At 58.0% G+C, this 26459-nt stretch carries 20 protein-coding genes and 2 tRNA genes; 10 read left to right on the top strand and 12 right to left on the bottom strand.

Annotation, left to right across the window (positions count from 1 at the left end):
• Window positions 1-3: 3 nt before the first annotated feature.
• Window positions 4-2259 (bottom strand): carbon starvation CstA family protein, encoded by a 2256-nt coding sequence (locus MHJ63_RS06840; protein WP_239446735.1) that lies wholly within the window; start codon window positions 2257-2259, stop codon window positions 4-6.
• Window positions 2260-2307: 48 nt separating this feature from the next.
• Window positions 2308-3309 (bottom strand): NAD(P)H-quinone oxidoreductase, encoded by a 1002-nt coding sequence (locus MHJ63_RS06835; protein ID WP_239446746.1) that lies wholly within the window; start codon window positions 3307-3309, stop codon window positions 2308-2310.
• Window positions 3310-3490: 181 nt separating this feature from the next.
• On the opposite strand from MHJ63_RS06835, the gene MHJ63_RS06830 reads away from it, so the two are divergent.
• Window positions 3491-3578, top strand: a tRNA-Ser gene (locus MHJ63_RS06830).
• A gap of 239 nt (window positions 3579-3817) precedes the next feature.
• Here the strand turns inward: MHJ63_RS06830 and MHJ63_RS06825 are convergent.
• From MHJ63_RS06825 to MHJ63_RS06810, 4 genes are read right to left on the bottom strand one after another with little or no spacing between them, the layout of a single operon-like run.
• Window positions 3818-5101: an MFS transporter gene (locus MHJ63_RS06825; protein ID WP_035757398.1), complete on the bottom strand. Its 1284-nt coding sequence runs from the start codon at window positions 5099-5101 to the stop codon at window positions 3818-3820.
• Window positions 5098-6249, bottom strand: coding sequence for a JmjC domain-containing protein (locus MHJ63_RS06820; protein WP_083285242.1), 1152 nt, complete (start codon window positions 6247-6249; stop codon window positions 5098-5100). Before MHJ63_RS06820 ends, MHJ63_RS06825 begins: the two co-directional genes overlap by 4 nt.
• Complete coding sequence (locus MHJ63_RS06815) at window positions 6242-7516, bottom strand: hypothetical protein (protein ID WP_156961819.1); 1275 nt, start codon at window positions 7514-7516, stop codon at window positions 6242-6244. Before MHJ63_RS06815 ends, MHJ63_RS06820 begins: the two co-directional genes overlap by 8 nt.
• Window positions 7517-7539: 23 nt before the next feature.
• Entirely contained in the window at window positions 7540-8493 is a 954-nt protein-coding gene (locus MHJ63_RS06810; RefSeq protein WP_239446734.1) for a HesA/MoeB/ThiF family protein, read from the bottom strand.
• 630 nt (window positions 8494-9123) lie between these two features.
• Here MHJ63_RS06810 and MHJ63_RS10120 point away from each other — a divergent pair.
• The gene (locus MHJ63_RS10120; protein ID WP_083285237.1) at window positions 9124-9306 is read left to right on the top strand and encodes a 2OG-Fe(II) oxygenase family protein; all 183 of its coding nucleotides are present in this window, start codon (window positions 9124-9126) and stop codon (window positions 9304-9306) included.
• Window positions 9307-9665: 359 nt separating this feature from the next.
• The gene (locus MHJ63_RS10115) at window positions 9666-9968 is read left to right on the top strand and encodes a DUF3631 domain-containing protein (protein ID WP_083285235.1); all 303 of its coding nucleotides are present in this window, start codon (window positions 9666-9668) and stop codon (window positions 9966-9968) included.
• 448 nt (window positions 9969-10416) lie between these two features.
• Here the strand turns inward: MHJ63_RS10115 and MHJ63_RS06805 are convergent, their stop codons facing one another.
• Together MHJ63_RS06805 and MHJ63_RS06800 are read right to left on the bottom strand one after the other, a co-directional pair.
• Window positions 10417-10767 (bottom strand): hypothetical protein, encoded by a 351-nt coding sequence (locus tag MHJ63_RS06805; protein ID WP_035757405.1) that lies wholly within the window; start codon window positions 10765-10767, stop codon window positions 10417-10419.
• Window positions 10768-10954: 187 nt separating this feature from the next.
• On the bottom strand, window positions 10955-12991 hold the full coding sequence (locus tag MHJ63_RS06800) for an FAD/NAD(P)-binding protein (protein WP_239446725.1): 2037 nt from the start codon (window positions 12989-12991) through the stop codon (window positions 10955-10957).
• Window positions 12992-13027: 36 nt separating this feature from the next.
• Here MHJ63_RS06800 and MHJ63_RS06795 point away from each other — a divergent pair, with 36 nt between their 5' ends.
• Together MHJ63_RS06795 and MHJ63_RS06790 are read left to right on the top strand one after the other, a co-directional pair.
• Window positions 13028-15169, top strand: coding sequence for a prolyl oligopeptidase family serine peptidase (locus tag MHJ63_RS06795; RefSeq protein ID WP_239446714.1), 2142 nt, complete (start codon window positions 13028-13030; stop codon window positions 15167-15169).
• Between the two features lie 104 nt (window positions 15170-15273).
• Window positions 15274-15362, top strand: a tRNA-Ser gene (locus MHJ63_RS06790).
• Window positions 15363-15433: 71 nt separating this feature from the next.
• Here the strand turns inward: MHJ63_RS06790 and MHJ63_RS06785 are convergent.
• Complete coding sequence (locus MHJ63_RS06785; RefSeq protein ID WP_035754950.1) at window positions 15434-16612, bottom strand: IS1249 family transposase; 1179 nt, start codon at window positions 16610-16612, stop codon at window positions 15434-15436.
• A gap of 240 nt (window positions 16613-16852) precedes the next feature.
• Here MHJ63_RS06785 and ppk2 point away from each other — a divergent pair, with 240 nt between their 5' ends.
• Together ppk2 and glmM are read left to right on the top strand one after the other, a co-directional pair.
• Window positions 16853-18013, top strand: coding sequence for a polyphosphate kinase 2 (ppk2, locus tag MHJ63_RS06780; RefSeq protein WP_239446712.1), 1161 nt, complete (start codon window positions 16853-16855; stop codon window positions 18011-18013).
• A 133-nt stretch (window positions 18014-18146) separates the two neighbouring features.
• Window positions 18147-19496, top strand: coding sequence for a phosphoglucosamine mutase (gene glmM, locus MHJ63_RS06775; RefSeq protein WP_239446710.1), 1350 nt, complete (start codon window positions 18147-18149; stop codon window positions 19494-19496).
• Window positions 19497-19617: 121 nt separating this feature from the next.
• Here glmM and mscL read toward each other — a convergent pair whose 3' ends face one another.
• Both mscL and coaA read right to left on the bottom strand, forming a co-directional pair.
• Entirely contained in the window at window positions 19618-20028 is a 411-nt protein-coding gene (gene mscL, locus MHJ63_RS06770) for a large conductance mechanosensitive channel protein MscL (protein ID WP_035754357.1), read from the bottom strand.
• 77 nt (window positions 20029-20105) lie between these two features.
• Window positions 20106-21143, bottom strand: coding sequence for a type I pantothenate kinase (gene coaA / locus MHJ63_RS06765; RefSeq protein WP_239446700.1), 1038 nt, complete (start codon window positions 21141-21143; stop codon window positions 20106-20108).
• Window positions 21144-21324: 181 nt separating this feature from the next.
• Between coaA and glmS the strand changes: the two genes are divergently transcribed.
• Window positions 21325-23199 (top strand): glutamine--fructose-6-phosphate transaminase (isomerizing), encoded by a 1875-nt coding sequence (gene glmS, locus MHJ63_RS06760; RefSeq protein WP_239446690.1) that lies wholly within the window; start codon window positions 21325-21327, stop codon window positions 23197-23199.
• Window positions 23200-23272: 73 nt separating this feature from the next.
• Here glmS and galU read toward each other — a convergent pair whose 3' ends face one another.
• Window positions 23273-24166 (bottom strand): UTP--glucose-1-phosphate uridylyltransferase GalU, encoded by an 894-nt coding sequence (gene galU / locus MHJ63_RS06755; protein ID WP_141742476.1) that lies wholly within the window; start codon window positions 24164-24166, stop codon window positions 23273-23275.
• A gap of 161 nt (window positions 24167-24327) precedes the next feature.
• On the opposite strand from galU, the gene MHJ63_RS06750 reads away from it, so the two are divergent.
• Window positions 24328-24678, top strand: a complete 351-nt coding sequence (locus MHJ63_RS06750) for a holo-ACP synthase (RefSeq protein WP_035754353.1) — start codon at window positions 24328-24330, stop codon at window positions 24676-24678.
• Between the two features lie 58 nt (window positions 24679-24736).
• A complete protein-coding gene (locus MHJ63_RS06745) occupies window positions 24737-26422 on the top strand; it encodes a bifunctional ADP-dependent NAD(P)H-hydrate dehydratase/NAD(P)H-hydrate epimerase (RefSeq protein WP_239446674.1) in 1686 nt (561 codons plus the stop codon).
• Window positions 26423-26459 lie beyond the last annotated feature (37 nt).

Below are 26459 nucleotides of genomic sequence, written 5' to 3'. Positions count from 1 at the left end.
GGGTCACTCCTTCCGTGGAGCGTTCCCGGCAGCGACCTTCTGGTCATATTCCTTCCAGCGCTGCTCAAGCTCACGCTCCGGCTTCGAAGGGATCAAACCGCTAGGGGCGTAGATCTTAGACTCCACTTCCTCGGTCTCGAACGGATCCACGACCTTGCCGTGGCGGTAGGCCTTGAACGTGACGACGGTCGAGGCCGCGATCACGATGATCGCCAAAACCATGAACAAGATCGAAAGCGAACCCTGAACAAACGTGTTGCGGACCACCGCGTTCATCGCTTCAACATTGCCTGCCGTGCCAAGGCTCGTCTCGCCAGCGGCAAGCGCTTCCTTGAACTTGAAGTGGTTAGCCCAGTAGCCCACCGAAGGGTTAGGCGAGAAGATCTTCAAAAGCGAGGCGTACATCGTGATGACAGTGGTGAAAGCCAGCGGCAAGACGATAACCCACAAGTGCTTGAAGCGTTGTTTCTTCGCAACGATCGCCATGACTATCGCGAGCGCGATCGCGGCGAGCAGCTGGTTAGAAATACCGAACAGCGGGAAGAACGTGTTGATACCGCCGAGCGGGTCAGTCACGCCCAGGATCAAAATGTAGCCCCAGAGGCCGACCATGATCGCGGTGGTGATCCACACCCCTGGTTTCCACGACATGTCCTTGAACTTAGGGACGTAGTTACCGAACGCGTCCTGCAGCATGAAGCGGGCGGTACGGGTACCGGCGTCCACAGCGGTGAGGATGAAGAGAGCCTCGAACATGATCGCAAAGTGGTACCAGAAGCCCATCATCGATACGCCACCGAACCACTGCTGCATGATGTAGGCCAAGCCGACCGCGAGCGTCGGTGCACCACCGGTGCGGGACACCACGGACTCTTCGCCGACGTTATTGGCAAGCTCGGTGAGCATGTTCGGTGTCAGCTCAGTCGCGCCAACCAAGCCGAGCGAGTTCACGAACTGGACCGCGCCTTCCACGGTCCCACCGGTGAGACCAGCACCCGAGTTCATAGCGAAGTAGACGCCGCGGTCAATCACGAGGGCACAGATGAGCGCCATGATCGCGATGAAAGACTCCATGAGCATGCCGCCGTAACCCAAGAAACGGGTCTGACGTTCTTTCTCAACGAGCTTCGGGGTGGTGCCTGAGGAGATGAGCGCATGGAAGCCAGAGAGCGCACCACACGCGATCGTCACAAACAGGAACGGGAACAACTTACCTGAAACCACCGGTCCGTTTTCGACCGAGGCGAACATCGAGACGGCTGGCGCGTCCAGCATCGGGCGTACCACAACGATCGCGACGGCCAACAGCGCGATCACGCCGATCTTCATGAACGTCGACAAGTAGTCACGTGGCGCGAGCAACAGCCACACCGGCAGGACGGCAGCGACGAAGCCGTAGATGATGATCATCCACGCGATCGTGGTCTTATCCAGGTGGAAGAAGGAGGCACCCCACTCGGATTCAGCGACCCAACGGCCCGAGATCACGGCGAACATCAACAGCGCGAAACCGATGATGGAAACTTCCATGACCTTGCCCGGGCGCAGGTAACGCAGGTAGACGCCCATGAACAGCGCGATCGGGATGGTCAGGCCAACCGAGTAGAGACCCCAAGCGGACTCACCCAAAGCGTTGACGACCACGAGAGCGAGGATCGCGACGATGATCGTCATGATGAACACGGTCGCGATGATCGCCGCGGTACCTGCAAAGCGGCCCAGCTGCTGGCGGGCCATCTGCCCCAACGAGACAGCGCCGGAACGCATCGAGAAGAACAGAACCAAGTAGTCCTGGACCGCACCTGCGAGGATCACACCAACGATGATCCAGATAGTGCCGGGAAGGTAACCCATCTGGGCCGCCAAAACCGGGCCAACCAGCGGGCCGGCGCCCGCAATCGCAGCGAAGTGGTGGCCATACAGCACGCGACGGTCTGTCGGCATGTAGTCCTGGCCGTTATTCTTCACTTCCGCAGGTGTTGCCCTGCGGTCATCAGGTTTCGCAACTTTACGCTCAATGTACTTGGCGTAGAACCGGTACGCGATCAGATACGTACCGACCGCTGCGAAAACCAGCCACACCGCGTTGATCGGTTCGCCGCGGCCCAGCGCGATCGCACCCCAACCAACCGCGCCCAACAGGGCGACACCGACCCACACGATAATGCGGGTCGGAGTCCATTTACGTTCCTCTGCTTCCAGGACGTCAGGTTCAACATACGCCGGTGGCCGCTGAACCTCGTCTGAGGTTGTAGACATAAGAAACCTCACTCAAATAGGTACTTGTGATGACGTGTACAAGACACACTACTCCCGGTTGCCGGGATGCGTCGTTAACACGATCTTGCCGAAATGCTCGCCACGCGCAAGATACTCATGCGCGTCCCTCGCTTGCTCCAGAGGGAACTGCGCATCCACGGGCACCGTGACCCGGCCATCGGCGATCAAAGGCCACACATGCTGACCCACAGCCGCAACGATCGCCGCCTTCTGGTCCGCGGGCCGTGCCCGCAACGTAGTGCCGTGCACCGAAAGCCGTTTGATCATCAACCGGCCCATATCCAGCTCAGCTTTCCGGCCACCCACCAAACCGATCGTGACCATCCGGCCATCAGTAGCCAAGCACCTCAGGTTACGGTCCAGGTATGCCCCGCCCACCACATCGAGCACAACATCCACGCCCCGGCCATCGGTGAGCTGCTTGATGCGTTCAACGAAATCCTCATCCCTGTAGTTGATCGCCTCAGTTGCGCCGCGTTCACGCGCCCATCGGCACTTCTCTGCGGTCGATGCGGTGGCATAGACCGTGTGCCCACAGGCTGAAAGCCACTGCAGCGCGAACGTCCCGATACCGCCCGATGCGCCATGCACCAGGACGGTCTCGCCCGCTTGCAGGCGCGCAGTCATCGCAAGATTCGAATACACCGTGGCGGCAACCTCAATCAATGCAGCCGCACCCACCATGCTGATACCGCGAGGAACCCGCAAAACCTGCGCGACCGGAGCGATCGCATACTCCGCGTAGCCGCCCGCATCGATCAACGCAACCACACACTCCCCCAGCGGCCACACATCAGCATTCACACCGCGACCGTGGCCGACCACCTCACCGGCGACCTCAAGCCCCGGGACCTCTGACGCGCCTTCCGGAGGGCGGTAATTCCCCTCCCGCTGCGAAACATCAGCCGGGTTCACGCCACACGCATGCACGCGGATCAACACCTCACCCGGGCCAGGAACCGGAACCGCGCCGCGGCCGACCCGGATCACCTCAGGGCCGCCCGCGCCATCAAAAGAAACCACCGTCATCTCAGTGGGGGTCGTCGCAGTGAGCGGGGTCAGCTCAGTGGGAGGGGCCGTGTCAGTGGGAGGGGCCGCATCGGCAGGGGTTGCCGCGGAGGATGTATTGGACTCACGATCAGCGCACATACACACCAGACTGACACGAATACAGAGTTGACGGAAGCATGCGATAAACTCGAGCGATGTTGGAGGGTTGTCCGAGCGGCCGAAGGAGATGGTCTTGAAAACCATTGTGCGGTAACCCCGTACCAAGGGTTCGAATCCCTTACCCTCCGCTGGCCTAACCCCGGGATCGTAGAGATTCCGGGGTTTTCCTTGTAATCACGCGGTTTTGCCATGTTTTTTAGTGCTATCAGTCTTGCAGTTGTACTCAGATGTTAGCATTAAACTAGGCATAATTTAGGCATAACAGCCGTTTTCTAGGCACAGATTAGGCACAACAGGGCACGAAAACGATGAGCATCAGGAATCTACCCAACGGCAAGGGAGCCCCAAAAAATATCAGTAACCGTTACTACTTTGCAGCCTCAGACATGTATTCGTAGAGCTGCCGGTTAGTGATTGCAATAAGCGACTTCTCTCGAATTACCCAAAATCCAGAAGCGAATATGCCTCCAAAGGCAATCGTGAGGACAACACTGATAGGGGCATACGTGACAGCTAAGGCTGCTAATAGAGCGCCTACAGGCTCAATCCCCCAGGTAAATAATCGACTCGCCGCGGAGTAGCGTCCAAGGTACTGTGACGGTACTAGCACTTGTTTGATGGTCTCAAATAAGGCGATATTCGTAAGAGTCGCAGCAGCCCAGATACCAAGCGCGGCTCCCAGTACAAATATCTGACTGGTCGGGGTAAAGACAGGAAGTAGAACTATGAAGATACCCATAATGCCTGGGATCATTAGAGTTGCGGCCATGAGTCGGTGGGGTCGAAACTTTCGGATGGCTTTTACAGAAATCCAGACACCAAGTAGCCCAATGAGTCCACCAATCGTTCCTGCTAGCCCAAAGGTGATTGCGGTTAGATCTGCATACCTGATTGCATAAACGGCAAAGATCGCCTGGACTGCGGAGGTGAATAGATTGAATTGGAAGATTCCAAGATTCATCCGAAATTGTGCCCGGTCTCTAAATAAAATATTGAAACCAGCCACCGCCTCTTGGATAAAACTTTTTCCCGTTTCGGAATCGGCCTTATCTGCACGTTGAATGCTACCTCCGCCAGGTTTGAATACAGGTCGCATAGAGAATGGCCCGACAGACACGACTATGTACAACGCTGCAACAACGGCCATGAGCCACGAAGGTCCTAGGTATTGAAGCACCCAACCTGCTGCGGCACCTGCCCCTATGTCGGCGGCGGATCGTAAACCAGCTATCCAGCTGTTGGCAGTAGGCAGTTTTGAAGGTCTGACTAACGCAGGAATGTAGGCTGATACGCTGCTCTCATATAATGCCGTCATTCCCCCGATGAAGAAAACGCCTACGATCAAGACGGTGATAGAAACCGCATCCTGCATAAACGCATAGGTCAGTAAAGCGGCGGCCACGCCACGTGCGATCGACAGGAATCCTAGTAAAAGGTCTTTACGTCGCACATCTGCAAGAGGCCCCAGGAGCAATAGGAAAATTAAAATTCCCAAACCGCTAGCAGCATTGAGTAGTGCTACCTCAGAATCTCTAGCGTTAAGAACTGTCACCGCTACCACAGGAATCGCAAACAACACGTACTGGGAAGTAAATGTTGAACCAGCTTCTGAAGCATATAGACGGAATAAAATTGATTTTTGGTGGTTCATGGAATGTGTTTTTCAGATGTTGGATTGGCGGAGACTACACCATATCCGGCCAGGGTGGATAAGATCGGAAACTTATCCACGTCAACATGGTCAAGTCTTTTACGGTCCAACAGTGTCCGGAGGGTTGTTTCAAGCTCTCTGCTAACCGTTGCTTGCAGGCCGCTGGTCATAGTCCGGATTCGTGTTGTGTTTTCATCGACAGAGTTAAGCGTGAACGATTCCTTCAGCTTTACTGTAACTGCCCCAAAAGTCACCGCGTCCCAACTCGCATAGATATCTTCTATCCGCTCATTCCATTGCGCTGAGGTTTCACAAGTTTCTTTTGAAGATTCCTGCAATTGATGTTCGAGAGCACTAATAATGGGTTCGATGTACTCGTTTAACGGGGGTTGATAGTTGTCGAACGGCAATTGTTCATGAAGCTTTGATGGGAAGGCTGAACTTTCGACAGTTTTGCTCAAAAGCTGGCTGAAAAGTTTTCCATATCGGGGTCGTTCTACAGAAAAGGTGATATGAATTGACCCCTTAGATGATGACGTACCTGAGTGAGGTGTGCCGGAAGGTAGGGTTATGAGGCCGCCAGTTTGCAGGAGCCCGGACTGGGTCAAATTGGGATAATCTCCTTCTAAAATTCGAGACATTGTCCCGACGCCTGGCTCTGGCTGCCCATATCTCCAATGTTTGGAGCCAGCCGTCTGGACCATCATTACGTCTTCTTCATCTATGTGAGGCGCCAAGCCTTCTACGTTGGCAGGGGTGATGTATGCCGTAGCAAGACAAGGGCGTTGGAGCTGATCTTCAAAAAGCTGACACACCTCAGCTACCTCTGGTACTGACAATTCCAAGCTATCGAGCGTAACCGTGGCCCCTTGCGAAATCAGCTTGGCGATACGTTCAGGGCAAATGGAATCGTTAACTTCTTGACGGCCTACGACTGTGGTGCGCGTATATCTAGATTCTTGAACTTTTCGGCCACGAAGAGCTACGCGCACCTGAGGTGTTCGGGTTAATGGATTCCTTAGCAATCTTCCTAAGTCGCTGAAATCGAAGTGAATTATCGACTCAACTTGACTGAGGTGAGCAGTCTCGCCGGCTTTCAGTCGTTGGAGACCTTCTTCTAGAAGTGCTTTTGAAGTTTTATCAAGCATTTATGGCACCCTTTAGATCATGGAAGCTGAACATACCCATAGAATTTGTCTCAAAACTGATCGGGCTTCTGAATAACACACGAAGACGACCGATGGTAATCTGCCGAATTACCTTATTCACAGCCTGCTCTAGACATCGCAAGTGTTCAAGGCTCGGCGCTGGCATTGCGAGTGTTTCTTTGATCATCACCGACAGTTCGGCAGATGCAGCAGTAGTGTGGCCCTTCTGTCTCAAATATCCCAGTGTTTCAGGTATTGCCCCCAAAGGTGAAGAATTTAGCGGCACCCTTAAGGACAAAATTATTCCAGCTGGGTTGACACGATTCATTACAATGTCTTCGTATGGAACTTGGACTGGATATAACAGTCCTTCGGTCTGTTTTGCTATTTCTTGAGCCATATCGCCGTTTGGGTGATAGCCCGAAAAATATAGAGGTACAGAGCTCCTGGCCATGGCGGAACCGTAGCTACTCATGCGTTCGCCTTTTTCTACAGGTAAGTTCCGTTGGGAGCGGTCTTTAGGCACAGGAAATAAGCGCGAAACAGTGGTCGAAAGGTAGGGAGCTATAATTGGTTCCCTTTTCAAGTATCGTTCGATAGAGTTCCAAAGCTGTGCAGGGACTCTGCTACCCGCGGTGAGGACATAACTAATGTTAAAATTTATCGGCTCATTGAATGGTCCGGGGTCTGATTCATAGTAATCCCTAGGTAGACCAACTCCCCAGCCTATGTTGATGTCTCCGGAGAAGAACTTCTTTCGGCCTTCATTTCGAGAGCCAAAATCGACTAGTTCCACTCCAAAGCGCCCGTCGGGGACACTCAGAAGCGTAGCGAATTTGTTTTCGTATCCGTTGGCTAATTTAAAGTCCCCAACGTGACGCCCGCCGACAAGACTAAACGCGAGACATTGTGCAGTGAGCACAGACGGAAGTTCTGCGATGGGGAACCTTGTGTGCATCTGCAAACGATCTCTACTCACTGTTACACGTTTAATTAGGCGTCCTAGCCATGCACTTGCGGGGGTAGTGCTAATCGAATGAACGATACCCTCAGCTATCTCGCCTAACTCATAACGACTTTCACCGGGCAATTTAGGGCCGGCTTTAAAAGCCCAATCATGGTCAGCAACTCTCATTGCATCACCCAGGAGTGCAGGCACGACCCGTCCATCAGAGCATTCTGCGTAGAGTGGTTGCGTGATCTGGGATTGTAGTAGTCCGTAGTTGTAATCCCTGTGCAGCATTTCCTTGTTGGCTATGCGCTCCATCTCGAAAACTAAGCGTTGTGACACTAGAACCTCAGAGACTCAGTAGTTTGGATGGACACTACTCCACGTCTTCTCAACGTTTTGTGGAATGATGTGTAATTGACTTCATCTGAGAGTCCTAATAAATGCAGGAGTGCTTGCTCTGCGAGAAGGGCTGAATTGTAAAGACTTATTGGACCCCAGGATGCGCGGATAGGTTCGCGAACACCACCCATTTCACTTAGCAAAATACATTCTTCTGGGGACCTGCTACGACCAGGCATGAAGACAGGACTGATCACAGTGGTATTGAAGCCTGTCGCGCCGAATACGCTGGCGACCCTGTTGTCCCAAGCCTGACAGAGACAGCTTAAAACCGAATTCATACTTGGACCATCAAAGGTCGCCACCACGAAATCCACTTCATGGAAAAACACCTCCGCATTTAAGTCATGAAATGAGCAGAAATGCGTCGTTATTTCAGGCCGTATCGCTCGATCAACTACCCACTGCTTTGCGACATCCACCTTGGGTCGCCCAATATCACCTGAACCGTAGATGTACTGTCTATTCATGTTAGATGGGCAGACAACATCTGGGTCGATTAATGTAAATTTCTGCACTCCGGCACCAACAAACGCTTGTAAGGCACAACTTCCCAAAGCCCCAACACCGATAATGCCCACACGAGCCTCGGTGATCTTCAAGTGCCCGAGATTAGGGTCTGCGCCCAATGTCACCAGATAATCGTGCTGCCGGGAAAATCGTTCAGAAGCAGCTTGGCCATATTCAGCATTAACGATGATATTTCGAGACTTAAGCTCTTGATAGAGGTTGTTGGGTAGCAAAGAAGCATCCAGAGGCACACCAGTGAACAAATCCGCCGGTAACTCTGTTGCTCCGACACCTCTAAACGTTAACGTGATGATCTCGGATCGTGCAACGAGACTTTGATCAGATTTTTCAAGCGACCATGCTTGTGATGTCTGAACCTTCAAATAAACTCTCCTGAGTTCGCTGATGGACTCAGGAGAGTTGCGTCAACCTGAGTCCATCAGCGCGCTGACAGCATTCTTAGCAGCGATGCACAATCATTTCGGCACCGTCGGTTTCGTTTTCTTCAATTTCAAATTCAATATCAACAGCCACGGTTGTCACCTCCTTCCAGTCTCCAAATAGGCTAACATGTGATCTATGTCACAGCAAGGGGAAAATATGTTTACTAACAGAACCTCAGGGTTGAGTTTGAAGAACTCAGTAATACAACACTTTTCAAGTGATGGATTCATGAGCAATGTAAAGAAGGTTCTCGAACCCGACTCTTTAGTAGGGCACGCTTCTCTACCCGAGAGTATGGATTGGAGACAAATCAGTCAGGATATGGCGGCTGACGGCAGGTGGGGTGCGGCGGCTTGGATTCAGAAAGGTACAGAGGTTAGCTCAATAGACCCACAGTCGTTCAACGATCACGACCCGCAGCTTCGGTTTTCATTATCGGAAATTCTGCGAAAACCGGACCCGGAAGCTTTTGGACTCCGCGGTTCTTAGCTGGTTTACGTTCCAAACCGGTAGTTGGAGCTATGCAAAAGACCACGGGGATCAGAGATATTGAATACAAAGCCGCTTAAATCGCAAGATACCGCCCAGGACACTATCTGCGTAGACATGATGATGTCTTCGACGGTCGAGTATCCGCAACTGTATTTTTCTTGCACACAACCTGGGATGAGTCATACGGAACGCACTTGGTTGCTGAAAACTGGACGGCAGATCTGCAGTCGTCCCTCCATTTCCTGGAACCTACGCGCTAATGAAACTAACGGGCGGGCACTCTGATTCAAGTGTTTGGTTTCACGACATCGTTCACCCCTAACCGCCCCAACCCACCCACAGATCTCTCACGACACCCTTCCAACCATGTCTCACGACATCCTTCGCCCATGTGTCACGACATCGTTCACCGCACCGCAAGACCCGACCGGTCCCCCGACGTTATCCACGTCGAGGCACGGGGCGGCACAGAAACTAGCTGTCCAGCCTGCCACGAACCGTATAGCTATAACGGTGAACAGCAGCCTCAGCGACAGCAAAATAGCCCCGGGAACACCGGGAACCGCCAGTCTGCAGGTACGTTGTCCGGCCGCCTTGGCCGCACCCAAAAAGCGGAACGATGTCCCGACACATAACAAATCAACCGTTCATCCCAACAGGCAAGTTGATATCTGAACTAGTCAGAGCAGAACCTGACGCTTGGGGCGAAGGTAACCGCATAGGTTTCAAGCTCAACCCTCAACGATTAGGGAGGATGTTAGAGCAGTACAAGATACGGCCCGGCAAACTGAACGATATACGCGGCTATTTTCGGCAAGACTTTCTCAGGGCATGGAAAGCGGAGGGGCTCATGTCTAAACCGTCTGAACCGTCTAAACCGTCGACCACGGCCGAAGATGAAGCGCTCTTCACAACTGCATAACCACTAACGGGAAGGCCCGGCGCTAAGGAACACACAAGAAACCTTAGGCCGGGTCTTTCCGTGTCTGCAGGCAGGCAGTGCCTCAACCTCACGGCGAGCGCCTAACGCTGTTACGCGTCACAAGAAAACACTGGACACCTGGACACGATCACGAGCCGTTCAGAACCCCACAGGACAACCCCACGGGGTACCCCGTCCCACGCCGTGAGCTAGTCGCCCCCGCCGGCATTGCGATATCTCCCCGGCCGTTTTTCTGTTAGGGGCGGCTATGTCGCTAAGCGCCTCAAACGTTAAAGGTCATAAGAGAACCCCCGATAACAGCCTTATAACGCCATTAAATGGGGCTATAGATAAGTTAAGAGGTCATGAGCTTCAGAAGGCTTTACAGGCCCCTATCCCATATCTAGCGAGCGCCTTAGCTATAGAGGCCGGGGCTACAGGCGTTGACCTATGCCCGCTCAAAAGGCCCTGCAATTGCTTCTAAGAGCCATGAAAAATCTGTAATGGTTTTCGCGAGCTCTCTTAGCCCTTCACTAGTGAACGCCGCATAGCTGTTAGTGAGCTCGACCCGGGCAGTAAAACCGTCGTGATTGTTCCACCGTGTTTCAAGGCGTATGCCCCCATGATGTTGCTGAGGTCCTACAAATTCGAAATACCCGGGGGCATCTAGAGATTCATTCTGGAAGATGAATAGCGGGCTATTGGTTAGCGTGTCTATTTGCCCGGGGGTTAGCTCTAGGTTGTGCAGATACTCGCTGAGCATGTGCGTAACGGTTTTCTCAGTGCCTGAGGTGCTCATCTGTCGCTTCTTTCTTGGTAGGCATTTTTCCCACAACTGCAGATGATTAGGCACAGATTAGGCATACGGTTCACGTGACCCTTGTTTTACCGCGTATTTACGGGGTTTGGGTGAAATTCCCTTACCCTCCGCTGGCCTAACCCCGGGATCGTAGAGATTCCGGGGTTTTCCGCTTTAAACCGCGGGACTAGTCCAGCAAAACGGAGCGGGCGATCGCCTCAGCATCCGCGAGCGTCCGGGCACCCACGTGCGGATCACCGCCGGCCTCAGCCGCGATCGCAGTCCCCCACTGCACCGAGGACAACTGCAGACCAATCACGTGCACACCATCGGCGGCGGCACCACTCGTGCCGACCACACGGTGATCGGCGCCCTCAACATCAAGACCAGAGCCGGGAACCTGCTCGCCATCATCGGTGATGCGCACACGCGGACGCGCCAGACCCGATGCCAGCATCGAACGCAACAGCGGCGAATCCGTGATCGCAACACGGTTGGCCGGCATCATCGCCTCAACCATCCACGTCGCCTCCGGCTCCGCGCCACCCACCCACGGCGACACAGCGCGGAACAAGTGGGCCTCCGCATCGTAGGTGTAGGACGGCTCAGGGCCCAGAACCTCAACGATCCCGGCGCGCATCAGAGCGACCATCTGCTCGATACGCTCCAAAGGTGGCCCCGAGGCCAACCCCTCAACGAGAGGCTCAAACCAGCCGCGCACCTGCGCGGCGACGGAACGTTCGTCGATGTAGCCTTCCGCGATCAGTCGCTTCACGATCATGCGACCTGCGTGCAGTGCGCCAATCGCCATGTGCAACGGCGAACCCGTACCCAAGGATGCCGCGGCAACATCGCCCTCCAACATCTCGATGGTTGCGGCGCGGTAGGCTTCAGCGGTGATCGCGCCGTGCCCCGACCACGGACGGGCCAAAGCGCGGATATCGAACAGTTCACGGTCTGGGAGCGCGCGAGCCAGCGCATCCTTGAGTTTCAGGACCCACACTTCATCGCCGATGTCGGTCGGGGCGGCAAGGATCTCGTCCAGCTCATCCAGGAACACAGATGGGGTGGATTCGAACATCTCGGGCGCCGCGGCAGCGAGCTCGTTGTAGTAGGTGCGGATCACGTCACGGTTCAGCAACGGCCACACGTGACGTTCAAAGTCCACGGTGCCCGGCAGACGGCCGGTCGCGCCCTTCTCCGCGGCCTCAACGATGCGCTCATACGTGAAGAACTTGAGTTCGATGCCCGGCGGGATGAACGCTGGGATCGCCGCTTTGGCGCGGTACGGGGTTCCGCGGCGCGAGCCGGCGATGAGGATGGGTTCCTTGCCGCTGGGGATGTATGTCAGCGCTTGGCCTGCAGGGCCGCCGGTCTCCTCGAAACGGCCTCCACGACTCAACGTGACTTCAGCCATGAGGTCGAAAAAGTTCAGGCCCATGCCTCGAACCAGGACGTTCTGCCCGGCAGGGAGCTGGCTGTAGTCGACGTCAGTGGAAACATGCGGCGGAACATAGTGCGCGCCCGGATGCGATGCGCACGCCGACCCCACGGCTTCCTGCTCAGGTGAAATCCGGGCAGGAACGTGCCCAACAGCCAGAACCACACGGTCCGCATACAAGACCTGGCCCGAACCCAACACGACCCGGTAACCACCACCAACGTGCGGATCAACCGAAACCGCCAGCGTAGCGTGAACATGCGGCCCATCCACATGATCCAAACCATCGAGTTGCGCGGCGACACCCTCCCACACGTGCTGCAAATACCGGCCGTACAGTGGGCGCGGAGGGAAACTGCCAGGCCCCAACGCCTCAAGCTCAGCCCGCTCAACCTCGCTCAACTCGGCACCATCACCACCAGAACGACGGAACTGCTCAAAGCTCAGCCCCGGATGCTCAGCCCGCCCCACGCCAGCCGGACGTTCCGGCGCAACCGTGGGGAACATCGACGGCGTGTTCATCCACAAGTTCCGCGACTGCCCCGGATCCCATACCCTGCCAGAACCGGCAGGGTACGGGTCAACCACATCGATACGCAACGGGCGCGCATCCAGGGCGCCACCGTCGTCGTCTTCAATCAACAAATCAGCTGGCGCCCACGCCTGCTGCCCTGCCGCGGCGAGCGCGAGCCGCTCCACGACCGAGGTTCCACGCGGGCCAGCGCCAATCACGACGACGCGAAGAAGGCCTGCATCCTGAGCATGATCTGTTGCTTGTTCCATGTATTTATCTCTATCACTTCAACGTATTCTTAGGCTGTGACTAAACCGACTGATCTGACGCATATTCATTCTTTTTTGGACGAGATTCGTGGTGAGGAGGCACTCGCTTGGGCGGCGGAGCGCACTGAAGCGACCGACGCGCACCTTGCTTCTGATGAGCATGATCGGGTGGTGGCGCGGATCCAAGAGGCGATGGATGCCCAAGACCGGCTCATTGCTGTGAGCAAGCACGGTGAGTTCCACACGAACTTCTGGCAGGACGCCGAGCATCCGCGTGGGATCTGGCGCACTACGGACTGGGATTCCTATGTTGCTGGGGATCCGCAGTGGGAAACGCTTCTGGACCTTGATGAGCTCAGCGCCGCTGAGGGCGTGAATTGGGTGTGGCGTGGCGCCTCGTGGGAGCCGAAGCCGGGCGGGCAGCCGCGGCGAGCGTTGGTGGTGCTCTCCCCTGACGGTGGCGACGCGGTGGTGGTCCGTGAGTTCGATGTGGTGGATCGCGGGTTCGTGGAGGGCGGCTTGGAGCTGCCGTTGGCGAAGACGTCCGTGAGCTGGGGTTTTGATGATTCGTTCTTGGTCTCCACGGTGACTGGCGATGACGACGTGACGCGTTCGACCTATGCGCGCTGTGTGCGTCGCATGCGCCGCGGGCAGGATCTGGCGGATGCGGAGGTTGTGTTCGAGATCGACGCGAGCCACGTTTCGGCTGGCGCTGGCGTGGACACGACCCCGGGTTTTGAGAAGACGGTGTTCCGGGATTCGGAGGACTTTTTCACGGGCACGAACTACGTGGATATGTGCGACGCCGCGGGCGTTCAGAAGATCGATGCCCCGGGGGATGCCAGCGTTGGCTTCTTTGAGGACTGGTTGATTATCCGCCCGATGAGCACGTGGGAGGTCCACGGGCAGAGCTACCCGGCCGGAACGGTTTTGGTGGTCAAGACCACCGAGTGGCTGGCCGGTCAGCGGTCTGGTTTGCGTGCGGTATTGGTCCCGGAGCAGTCCGAGTCCGTTCAGGGCGTGGGGTTCACCAAGAACTTTGGCTTCGCTCTCATCATGAAGGACGTCGCTTCCCGGGTAGTGCGTTTGGATCCGCGCAACGACTGGCAGGTGACTGAGCTGCCTGGTGTGCCGGCGTTGTCTTCGGTGAGTATGTGGCCACTTGATCAGGAAAACAGCGACGACGTCTGGATGGTTTCGCAAGGCTTCCTCCAGCCTCCGACGCTGCAGCTGGGTTCGCTCGCGACCGCCGGTAATGCTGGTGGCGGCGAAGGTAGCGGCAACGATGGTGGTTGCGGCGCTGGCTGGCGGGTCATCGGCGTTGCGCCGGAGCGTTTCGATGCGAGCGCACACGAGGTTTCGCAGCATTTCGCGGTGTCTGATGATGGGACGCGGGTCCCGTACTTCTTGGTCGCTCCGAAGGATGCGCCGCTGGACGGTAAGACTCCGGTGTATGTGAGCGCGTATGGCGGTTTCCGTGTGTCCCGTACCCCGGGTTACTCCGCGGCGGTGGGGCGCGGTTGGCTTGAGCGCCGCACGGATGAGGGCCGGGCTCCGGCGTTTGTGGTCGCGAATATTCGTGGTGGCGGCGAGTACGGCCCGGATTGGCATGCGGCTGCTTTGCGTGAGAATCGTCCGCGTGCCTATGAGGATCTGGCGGCTGTGGTGCGTGATCTTCATAAGCGTGGTGTTTCTTCACCTGCTTTGACGGGTATGGCCGGCGGTTCGAATGGTGGCCTGCTAGCGGGCAACATGTATGTGCGGTATCCGGAGCTGTTCGGCGCGGTATCGTGTGGCGTCCCGCTACTGGACATGTTGCGGTACACGCAGCTTTCGGCGGGGCATTCGTGGATCGCGGAATACGGCGACCCTGATGTTCCTGGCGATGTTGAGCATCTGCGCGATATTTCAGCTACCCATCGGCTAGCTGATACAGCCAACAACGAGGCTGAGGTTACGTGGCCTGAACTGTTGGTGTGGACTACATCGTCCGATGACCGTGTGGGACCGGTGCAGGCCCGTCACTTCTATGCGTTATTGGAGGAGCTCGGCCACCGTAACGCCTGGTACCACGAGGAGGTGGATGGCGGACATTCAGGTTCAGTGGACCACGCGTCCGCTGCCCGGACTGCGGCCCGAAGCTACAGCTTTATTTGGGACGCGTTGACCCGCCAATAGCCGTGGCCTGGGACCGTGTGAACGGTTGCGGCCGGGTGTTCACTTTGATGTGAACGCTTGCCCTCGGCTAAGCTATGGGATGTTGCCCTTTGTGAGGGCAATGTGGAGACGTGCCAGAGTGGCCGATTGGACTTCACTGCTAATGAAGGGTCTGGGTAAAACCGGACCGGGGGTTCGAATCCCCCCGTCTCCGCTTTTGTTATGTGTCGGGACATCGTGGGTTAAGGGTCAAAATGTGTGTCTGGTTTGGGTGTGTTGCGGGGGTTAGGTGTGGCCTTTTTGGATGCCGATTGAGTGTGTGTAGGTGGTGTCGATAGCGTTGTCGTAGAGGGCTGGTCGTCCTGTTTGGTGGTCGGCTTGGTTCTTGTTGTGGGTCAGGGCTGGTACTTTGGCGAGTTGGTTTTGGCCCCAGTTGGACTGCCTGGCGATTTCTGTTGGATCGTCAGGCAGTTCTGTTTTCTGGTAGAGCCACCATTCCAGCATTTTTCGTTGGTGTTCTCCGGCTCTGCCGCGGTGGGTGCGGGTGAGCAGTTTCAGTTCGGCGTTGATCGCGCCTTCAAGGCTGTTGGTGGTGGATTTGATGCGGTGCCGGTGCTGTAGTTCGGTCGGTGGGTTGAGGTAGGTGAACAGGAGGTTGTTACGCCATAGGTGTAGCAGGCTGTTGTAGGCCTTACGGGTGTTCGGGTGTGTCCAGGCCCAGTGGCGTTGTTGGGTGATTGGGTCTGTGGTGAAGGTTTTCTGGTTGAGCCAGCCCCGGTAGAAGGTGCCGTATTCATGGAGTTGCCTCGCCCAGGTGGCTGCTTCATCCAGGGTGGTGATCCGGGTCAGGTTCCGCGCTAGTTGGTAGATCGCTTTGCCCGCATCGGTACGCGGGTGTGAGGTGGTGTAGCGTCGTACAACTCGTTGTGCATGCACCAGGCAGCGTTGGATCACGGTGGCAGGCCAGCATTTCTTGATAGCGCTGGCGGCTCCTTGTCCTCCATCGATGACAGCGATCACTGGTGCGGGGATACGTTGAAGTAGTCGTTGGTAGTCCAGGCTGGTTTCACGCTTGCACCAGTGCCAGGCCAGGACATGATCGAAGGTGGCTGCCACGATAAGACACCCGGCACCGGTGTAGGTTCCATCGATAAAGATCTGGTCATAGATCGTCCCGGCGTGTTTGATCATCGGGTCGGGTACTTCAACCAGCCAGCACCAGCTAAACCGTCGCTTCAACGTCGAAGGGCTCACCCCGGCCTGTTGTGCGGTGTCTTTCAAGCTACGGGTCGAGGTGCAGTGAGCGATGAACTGCTTGAACACTGCGGCTTTGGTGATGTCAGTCCGGGTTTTGGTGGTTGAGGCTCCGCAGAGTTTGCACCGCCACCTTGTCCTACCTTGTGTGGTGGTGCCATTGCGTTTCATATCGCCACCGCAGTGGCATCGTGGTCTGTTCTTCGGCATCCAGCCACCACACCACTAGCCGGTAGCACATCAAGGGCACCACACCGAGGAATGAACGCTCACACCACCGATATATGCCCAGCAGCCATATATATCCGCTGAAACCCGCGCCAACACAGCCGAAAACACCAACCCCAGACACACATTCTGACCCTTAGCCCTTTTCTAACGTAAAATGGGAATGTTGGGAGTGGTCTATCCTGCCAACGTTTGCATCATTCACCCTGAAGAAGGAATCGCATGGCTACCTCACGAAAAGGCAGCAGCAATAACTCCAAAGCCCAGAGCGAGGCGAACACGGTCGAGGATAAAGACGTGAAGCCAGCTGACGCATCGGATGCTTCGAAGGAACAGGCCGCGATGACGGCGGAACCGAACCGCGAGCTCAATGGCGAAGAAGCGCTGTACACCGTGAGCGGTACGACCAACCGTCGTGAGGAAAAAGATGAGTTCCTGAAGCAGTTTGGAGATGACGTGGACTACAAAGAGCTCGATAAGAGCGAGACCCGCTTCGACCCTATTAAGGACGATGCCGAAGACAGGATCTCGAAGCTCGAGCTCGATGACGACGCATGGCGCCAGGGCTACCCATACGAGAAGAAGCTCGGCCGCCGCGAATACGAAAAAGAGAAGCGCAAACTGCAGATCGAGCTGCTGAAGATGCAGCGTTGGATGCAGGATAACGACGAGCGCCTCGTCATCATCTTCGAAGGCCGTGACGCCGCAGGTAAGGGTGGCGCGATCAAGCGTTTCACCGAGCACCTGAACCCGCGCGGCGCCCGCGTTGTTGCACTCGCGAAACCAACCGAGGTTGAGCAGACCCAGTGGTACTTCCAGCGTTACATCCAGCACCTGCCATCCGGTGGTGAGATCGTGCTGTTCGACCGCTCGTGGTACAACCGTGCCGGTGTTGAGCGCGTCATGGGGTACTGCACCCCACGCCAGTACGTTGAGTTCATGCGTGAAACCCCAGAGCTTGAACGGATGCTCGTGAACTCCGGTATCCGTTTGGTCAAGCTGTGGTTCTCGGTCTCCCGTGCCGAGCAGCTGCACCGCTTCGCATCCCGCGGCACCGATCCGGTACGCCAGTGGAAGCTCTCGCCAACGGACCTGGCCTCCCTGGATAAGTGGGACGACTACACCGAGGCTAAGCAGGCGATGTTCTTCTACACCCACACCGGAGACGCCCCGTGGACCGTGGTGAAGTCCAACGACAAGAAGCGTGCCCGCCTCGAAGCGATCCGTCACGTCCTGAACACGGTCGACTACCCAGGTAAGGACCCTGAGGTTGTCTACGAACCGGATCCGCTGATCGTGGGTTCCGCTGACCGTGTATTCGAAGCAGATGAGGGCCCAGTGGGTGAGTTCCCGCTCATCGACGGTTTCGCATCAGATAACTAATCAGTAGCTCGCGTGAGCGGGCCGCTAGACAGTTCTTTGTCACGCCGCGGGTGATGCTGTCAACAGCATCGCTCGCGGTGTGCTCGTATGCGGCGGGGTCAAGAGCACGCCGCCGGACTCGTAGGATAGATATATGACTCGACTATTCGGCACCGATGGTGTGCGCGGCAGAGCTAATAAACTTTTGACCCCGGAACTGGCGATGAGCCTCGCTCAGTCAGCTTCCGTCGTCTTGGGTTTCAACGACATTGAAGGGAACCGGAAACCGGTCGCTGTGGTCGCTAAAGACCCTCGCATCTCTGGTTCCTTCATTTCCGCGGCGATCGAGGCGGGGCTGTCCGCCTCCGGCGTGGAAGTCTATGACGCCGGCACACTCCCAACCCCCGCAGCGGCCTTCCTGGTTGCAGACCTAGAAGCAGACTTCGGCGTCATGATTTCCGCTTCCCACAACCCCGCCCCGGATAACGGGATCAAGTTCCTCGCTCGCGGCGGGCAGAAACTCGATGACGCGCTAGAGGACGCGATCGAATCTAGGATGCAGCTGGAGCCTCTGCGTCCCCAAGGCGGCGACGTGGGGCGGGTGTATCGTTTTGCTGATGCGGAAGACCGCTACGTGATGCACTTGCTACAGACGCTGCCGAACCGTCTGGATGGGGTCAAAGTTGTGATCGATGCCGCCCACGGCGCCGCTTCCGGTTGTTCCCCGGACGCGTTCCGTGCTGCCGGCGCAGAAGTTGTGGTGATCGGCGCTTCCCCGGACGGGGTGAACATCAACGAAGGATGCGGCTCAACGCACCTGGAGATGCTTCAGAAGGCTGTTGTTGAACACGGAGCGGACATGGGTGTGGCCCACGATGGTGATGCGGACCGCTGCTTGACCGTTGACCATGAGGGCAACGTGATCGACGGGGACAAGGAGATGGCGATCCTCGCGATCGCGATGCATGAGTCCGGCAAGCTCAAGGACGAGACTCTGGTTGTCACGGTGATGAGCAACCTCGGGTTGAAACTTGCGATGAAGGAACGCGGCATCAAGGTTGTTGAGACCTCGGTGGGGGACCGTTACGTTCTCGAGGAGATGCGTAAGAACGGTTACTCGCTAGGCGGTGAGCAGTCCGGTCACGTGATCATGCAGGAGTATGCGACCACCGGCGACGGCGTGCTGACCGGCCTGCACTTGGCCGCACGGGTTGCCGCTACCGGTAAGACCCTCAAGGAACTCGGTGATGCCGTGACGGTTCTGCCGCAGGTCCTAATCAACGTCCGCGGCGTGGACAAGGCTGGCGTTGGTTCTTCTGTCGAGATCCAGAAAGCCGTGGCTGAAGCCGAAGAACGCCTCGGAGACACTGGGCGCGTACTGTTGCGTCCATCGGGTACCGAACCTGTTGTGCGCGTCATGGTTGAAGCCGCAACCGAAGAGCAAGCCACCGACGAGGCCCGGCACCTGGCCCAGACCGTCCAGACAGCGCTACCACTCGGATAGATGGACAGTATGCTGTCGGAAGCTAACGGTTAAACGGTTGGGGCCCGGAACCATATGGTTCCGGGCCCCAACCGTTTAACCGTTACATCGTCAAAGGTGAATCTTATTCAGAAGGTGAGTTTTAGCGGGCTACGTGGTCCCCAGCTGAACCCCGAGCGGTGCCGTTGAGGGCGTCGCGAATCTCGGTGAGCAGCTGAATCTGTGGGTCGACTGCCTCGTCCTCTGGCTCGATGCCGAGCTTGCGGTTGCGGCGCTCGATCATCTTGTTCATTGGCATCACGATGCAGAAGTAGACAGCTGCAGCGATGAGCAGGAAGTTCACGACAGCGGTGAGGAAGACACCGATCTTGACGGAACCGAAAACGAGCCAGTCATCGAAGTTCGGGGTGCCGACCAGCATCGCGATGGCAGGCATGATGACCGAACCTACGAGGGCGTCGATAACCTTACCGAAAGCGGCGCCGATGATGACAGCCACGGCAAGATCCATGACGTTGCCCTTGGAGATGAAATCTTTGAATCCTTGGATCATGCTAAAAGTATAAAGGCATGAAGCATGCTTTGGGATGTAACCGCGAACTGTTGGCGTGTGATCTGCGTCAGGTTCACTCAGATTTTCCGCAACAGCATGTGATGGACCGAATGGTCTGAGTCTTTGGTGAGCACCAGCTGGGCGCGCCCTCGGGTTGGGCGCACGTTCTGGGTCAGGTTCGGTTCGTTGATTCGCGTCCAGATGCTGGTTGCGGTATCGATCGCTTCTTGGTCGCTGAGTTGGGCGTAACGGTGGAAGTAGTTATCCGGCAGGCTGAACGCTTTGGTGCGTAGCCGCATGAAGCGTTTGATGTACCACTCGCGGATGTCTCGCGTGCGCGCGTCCACATAGATAGAGAAGTCGAAGAAGTCACTCAGAGCAAGCCCCACGGTCCCGTCCCCTCGCAAGCGAGGCGGGGCGAGGACGTTGAGGCCCTCAACGATCAGCACATCCGGTTGGTCCACCACCGTGAATTCGTTCGGGACGATGTTATAGAAGTGGTGCGAATACGTAGGGACTTTGACGTTGGGTACCCCGGACTTCACTTCCGTGATGAACCGCATCAGGGCCCGCTGGTCATAGGATTCGGGGAAGCCTTTGCGGTCCATGATGCCACGGCGGATGAGCTCCTCATTGGGGTAGAGGAAGCCATCCGTGGTCACGAGCTGCACTTTAGGTGTGCCTGGCCAGAGGCTCAGCAACTCACGCAGCACGCGGGATGTTGTGGACTTACCGACCGCGACCGAACCGGCGACTCCGATCACGAACGGGGTGCGCCGGAAATGCTCACCGAGGAACCTGTTGGTCGCCGAATGGGTAGCCGCCGCGCCTTCGACATAGAGGGAAAGCAAACGTGAGAGCGGCAGATAGACTTCCCGGATCTCGTCTTGGTCGAGGCGGTCACCGAGCGCGTTGAGGCGCTGGACGTCCTCGGTACTGAACGGTTGCTCCATCGTGTGAGCCAGGCGTGCCCACGTGGCACGGTCCAAGCCTACGAACGGGGAACGGCCGCCAGCGTTCTCGCTGTGCACAGCGCTGGCGGTGTTCTGGTTCTCTAGCGAGGCGTCTTCTAACGCTTCATCAATGAGGTCCTCGGCGGTGGTCATCCTCTTCATTGTGTCATCTTTCACGCGCGCGTGTTGAAAACGGTCTGGCCACCCACGCTGTTCGGCCACGCAGGCACCGCACACGTGGGGCAAGGGCGTTCGGTTGGCAAGGGTGTTCGGTTGGCAACGGTGGTCTGTTAACAGGGGCGTTCGATTAAAAGCGGCGAGGGAGAGGTGATAAATTTTTCGCATGTGCGGAATCATCGGATACGCCGGCCCAGGGCCGGAAAACACTGGCAAGCATGACGCCCTCGATGTGGTGCTTGAGGGGCTCAAACGCCTGGAGTATCGGGGCTATGACTCCGCAGGTGTCGCAGTCGATGCCGGCGATGTGGTCGAATACCGGAAGAAAGCTGGCAAGCTGGGCAACCTGTTGGCCGAGCTTGAAGCAAATCCTCTGCCGGCATCGGGCACTGGCATCGGCCACACCCGTTGGGCTACCCACGGCGGCCCGAGCGATGTCAACGCACATCCGCACGTGGCTGATGAGGGGCCGCTCGCGCTGATCCATAACGGGATCATCGAGAACTTCGATGCGCTCAAGAAGCACCTGCTGGAGGCCGGCTACAGCTTTAAGTCGGAGACGGACACCGAGGTGGCCGCGGTCCTGCTGGGGGACGTGTACCGCAACGAGGCCGGAGGGGACCTCACGAAGGCGATGCAGATGACCGCGTCCCGGCTTGAGGGCGCGTTCACGCTGTTGGCGATCCACGCTGAACATCCGGGGGTTGTGGTTGCGGCACGTCGTAACTCGCCACTGGTCGTGGGCCTGGGCGAGGGTGAGAACTTCCTCGGCTCTGACGTCTCGGGCTTCATCGACTTCACAAAGCGTGCGGTTGAGCTGGATCAGGACCAGGTGGTCACGATCACCCCAACCAGCCACGAGATCACTGACTTTTCCGGCAACCCTGCTGAAGGCACTGAGTTCACGGTCGATTGGGACGCGGCCTCGGCATCGAAGGACGGCTTTGAGTCCTTCATGGCTAAAGAGATTTTCGATCAGCCGGAAGCGGTCGCGAACACCCTACTGGGGCGTACGGATGCCCGCGGGCACCTCAAACTCGATGAGCTGCGTATTGACGAGGCCGAGCTCAAGGGTATCGACAAGATCATCGTGCTCGCGTGCGGTACTTCCGCTTATGCAGGCCAGGTCGCTAAATATGCGATCGAACACTGGTGCCGCATCCCGGTTGAGGTCGAGCTATCCCATGAGTTCCGGTACCGCGACCCGATCGTGACCCCATCCACGTTGATCGTGACGATCTCCCAGTCCGGGGAAACCATGGACACCCTCATGGCGTTGCGGTACGCGAAGGAACAGGGCGCGCGTACGCTCGCGATCTGTAACACGAACGGCTCATCGATCCCACGCGAATCCGATGCGGTGCTCTACACCCACGCCGGCCCGGAGATCGCGGTGGCCTCAACCAAGGCGTTCCTCGCCCAGGTTGCGGCGACCTATCTGCTGGGCCTGTACTTGGCGCAGCTACGCGGCAACATGTTCTCCGGCGAAGTAGCTGACCTGCTGGCCGATATGGCGGAGATCCCGGACAAGATCGAGAAGATCCTGGCCCAGAAGGACCAGATCAGCGAGCTCGCCCGCAGCATGGCCGAGACCGAAGCGGTACTGTTCTTGGGCCGGCACGTGGGCTACCCGGTAGCGATGGAAGGTGCGCTCAAACTCAAAGAGCTCGCCTATATCCACGCCGAAGGATTCGCCGCTGGTGAGCTCAAGCACGGCCCGATCGCGCTGATCGAGGAAGGCCAGCCCGTGTTCGTTGTGGTGCCGTCCCCATCGGGCCGCCACTCGATGCATTCGAAAGTGGTCTCCAACATCCAGGAGGTCCGCGCCCGCGGCGCCCAGACCCTGGTGATCGCTGAGGAAGGCGACGAGGCCGTAGGTAACTATGCCGAATGGGTCTTCCGTGTCCCAGAGACCAAGGCCCTGCTCGCCCCACTCTTGACGGTGGTTCCGCTCCAGATCTTCGCGATGGAGCTTGCATCCGCCAAGGGCCTGGACGTTGACCAGCCACGCAACCTCGCAAAGTCAGTGACCGTCGAATAACGTCCCAGTTCACGCACCCAGCTGAACGCACTCACCTGAACGCATCCGACGCAGCGAACCCGGCGCCGACCTGCTATGAAGCCGTGAATTCGTTGAGCCACTCCCGTAGCTCCGGGCCGAGGTCCTCGCGCTGGCACGCGATCTCGATGACTGCTTTGAGGTAGGAGAGCTTATCGCCGGTGTCGTAGCGGCGGCCACGGAAGATGACCGCGGTCACGCCGCCGCCTTCTTCAGCTGGCATCGCGGCGAGTTCAAGCAGGGCATCGGTCAGCTGGATTTCACCGCCACGGCCTGGAGCGGTGCGTTCAAGCACATCGAAAACCGCTGGGTGCAGCACGTAACGGCCGATGACCGCGAGGTTCGACGGCGCATCCGCAACAGCTGGTTTCTCCACGAGGTCAGTCACGCGAACAAACTCCTCGTCCTGGATTGCCTCGACGGCAGCGCACCCGTAGGAGGAAATATCTTCCGGATCTACCTCCATGAGCGCGATCACGGACCCGCCAACGCGTGACTGCACAGTGATCATGTCACGCAGCAGGGTAGAGGACTCCTCAATGAGGTCATCACCGAGCAATACCGCGAACGGCTCATCACCCACATGCAGAGCAGCCCGGCCAACCGCGTGACCGAGGCCTTTAGGCTCACCCTGGCGGATGTAGTGAACATCGCCGAGCTCAGCAGCCTGCTGGACAGCTTTAAGGAGCTTCTTCTTACCCGCTAGCTGCAACTGATTTTCGAGGTAAGGGGAGGCATCGAAATGATCCTCAAGCGAACGCTTAGGCGCCCCAGTAATCATGAGGAGATCATCGAGCCCCGCGTTCACTGCCTCTTCAACGACGTACTGGATAGCTGGCCGGTCAACAACCGGCAGCATCTCTTTAGGCATCGCTTTCGTAGCCGGGAGGAAACGGGTTCCAAGGCCTGCCACAGGGAAGACAGCTTTGCGGACTTTGAACTGGTTCATGTTCCGCATTAAACCAGCGAAGGTTAGCGGCAGGTAAATGAAACCTGTATGCGTGGCGGTATTCACAGGCATTCAGCAGGGGCCAGCTTGCTTAGCGACCGCGAGCCTCGGATGCGATGGCGCGCGAGCAAAGCGTGCGTGAACAGCGATAGCATCGAAACATGATTGTGGGCATCGGTGTTGACGTTGTGGACGTTCCGCGTTTCGAGAAGCTGATCCAGCGCACCCCGGCACTGGCTGAACGCCTGTTTTGCCCCAGTGAGCGTGAGGTGCGGACCCGCTCGCTTGCCGCGCGTTTCGCCGCGAAGGAAGCGGTCGCGAAAGCTCTCGGCTCCCCCGGGGGAATGGTGTGGCATGACTGCGAAGTGTGCACACTGGACTCCGGCGCCCCGGTGCTCGATGTGCGCGGTAGCGTGAAAGAGGTCGCAGACCAGCTCGGTGTCAAGAACTGGCACATATCCCTCACCCACGACGGCGACGTAGCGATCGCGTACGTGATCGCCGAAGGCTAGAACAAACAGGCCCGCGAGACAGGCCCCGAGACAGGCTCCCAGCCCGGAAGGTACACCGATGCACCTGCTCTATAGCCCCGACGAGGTCCGAGCGGCAGAAGCTCCGATGCTCGCCGCATGCGAAGCCGCAGGCAACCCCGATCAGCTCATGCGACAGGCCGCCTACGGGCTTGCCGCGCACATCGCTCGGGCCGTCACCAACCGGCCCGCCCTTCCGGAACCGACCGTGGCCGGGCCTGAAACGTTAGCCGCGCTCACAAAGCCGGCACCGTCCATGCCCGGGGCGGGTTTTCAGTTGCGTGGGGCGCGCATCGTGGGTTTGATCGGCCCCGGCAACAACGGCGGTGACGGACTCTATGCGCTCGCTGAGCTCTCCGGCCGCGGGGCACGATGTGTGGCCGTGATGGTCGCGGACCGCTGGCACGAACGCGCTGCAGCCGCGGCAACCGCCGCCGGGGTCGAGGTCGTGAAGCACCACAAACATGAGGCAGGGCAGGGCTCTGGCGCGACGAAGCATAACGAGGTGCTTCAGCATCTAGCTTACGCGGATGTGATCGTGGACGCAGTACTGGGGATCGGCGCGAAAGGCGGGATGCCGATTCCCGGCTGGGACGCGGATGCGCAGACCTGGGCGGTGCACGGGGAAACCCTGGACGCGCTGGTTGTCGCAGCCGACTGCCCCTCAGGGCTCAACACGCGCACCGGCAACGCGGATGAAATGGTGCCGCTCGCGGACATCACGGTCACGTTCGGCGCACTCAAACGCGGGCTCGTGGCCGGGGCGGCGCGTGAGAAAACCGGCGACATCTACCTCGTGGAGATCGGGCTACAGCCTCCGCAGGATACTCACCTCATGCCGCGGCTTGTGACCCCCACCGACGCTGAGAGCGAGTTCCTGGCGCCACGCCCCGGCGACCACAAATATTCGCGTGGAGTCCTCGGCATGGTCGCAGGTTCGCCCGCCTATCCCGGGGCCGCGGTCCTGTGCTCTACAGCAGCGGCCGCCATCGGAGCGCACGATGCCGGGCGCGGCGGGATCGGGATGCTCGTAACCGCAGGGCGTGGGGCTGCTGGCCAGGCTGTGGTGCAGACTCTGCCGGAGGTCGTCAACATCGACAGGGCTGAGCTTGCTTCGCCGGCCGGCTCGGCAGAATCAGCATCGAACGGGTGGCCTGCGGTGACCTCTAAGGTGAACGCGTGGGTCGTAGGCCCGGGGCTCGGGGAAGAGCCCGAAGACCTCGAACCGGCGCTCGCCGTGATGCGGGGCACCCAGGGCCCTGTGATCGTGGACGCCTCAGCGCTCGCGGTATGGGAACCCTCGATAGCGGCTCGGACTGACACGGATGCCGGAGCTGAAGTCAGCACTAAGGTCCACGTGTTGACGCCTCACGCGGGAGAGTTTCTAGCGCTTGTGCAACGGTTGGGTATAGACGCCGCGGACCCGGCTGAAGACCCGGTCTCCGCAGCGCGGGATCTGGCGGCAGCTGTTGGCGCGGTCGTGTTGCTCAAAGGCTCAGCGACGGTGGTTGCTGCGCCGAGCGGCGTCACGTTCCTCGCGGCATCCGCGGCTGCGACGCTCGCTCGCGCAGGTTCGGGAGATAAGCTCGCCGGTGTCCTGGGCGCGATGCTCGCAACCCACGCCGCTCGGGCCTCGGCCCGCGGCGAAGAACTCAGCCTGGAACGCATTGCACAGTTGTGTGCCGCAGCCGCGGTCGTGCACGGCCTGAAATACAGCGCCGCATAGCCTTTCCAGCGCCGTGAACTCACGCAGCGCCGTGAAC

The sequence above is a fragment of the Pseudoglutamicibacter albus genome, from assembly GCF_022346425.1.
GTDB lineage: Bacteria > Actinomycetota > Actinomycetes > Actinomycetales > Micrococcaceae > Pseudoglutamicibacter > Pseudoglutamicibacter albus.
Note: the sequence above shows the minus strand (reverse complement) of the source record. Positions and strands in the feature narration are given on the sequence as shown.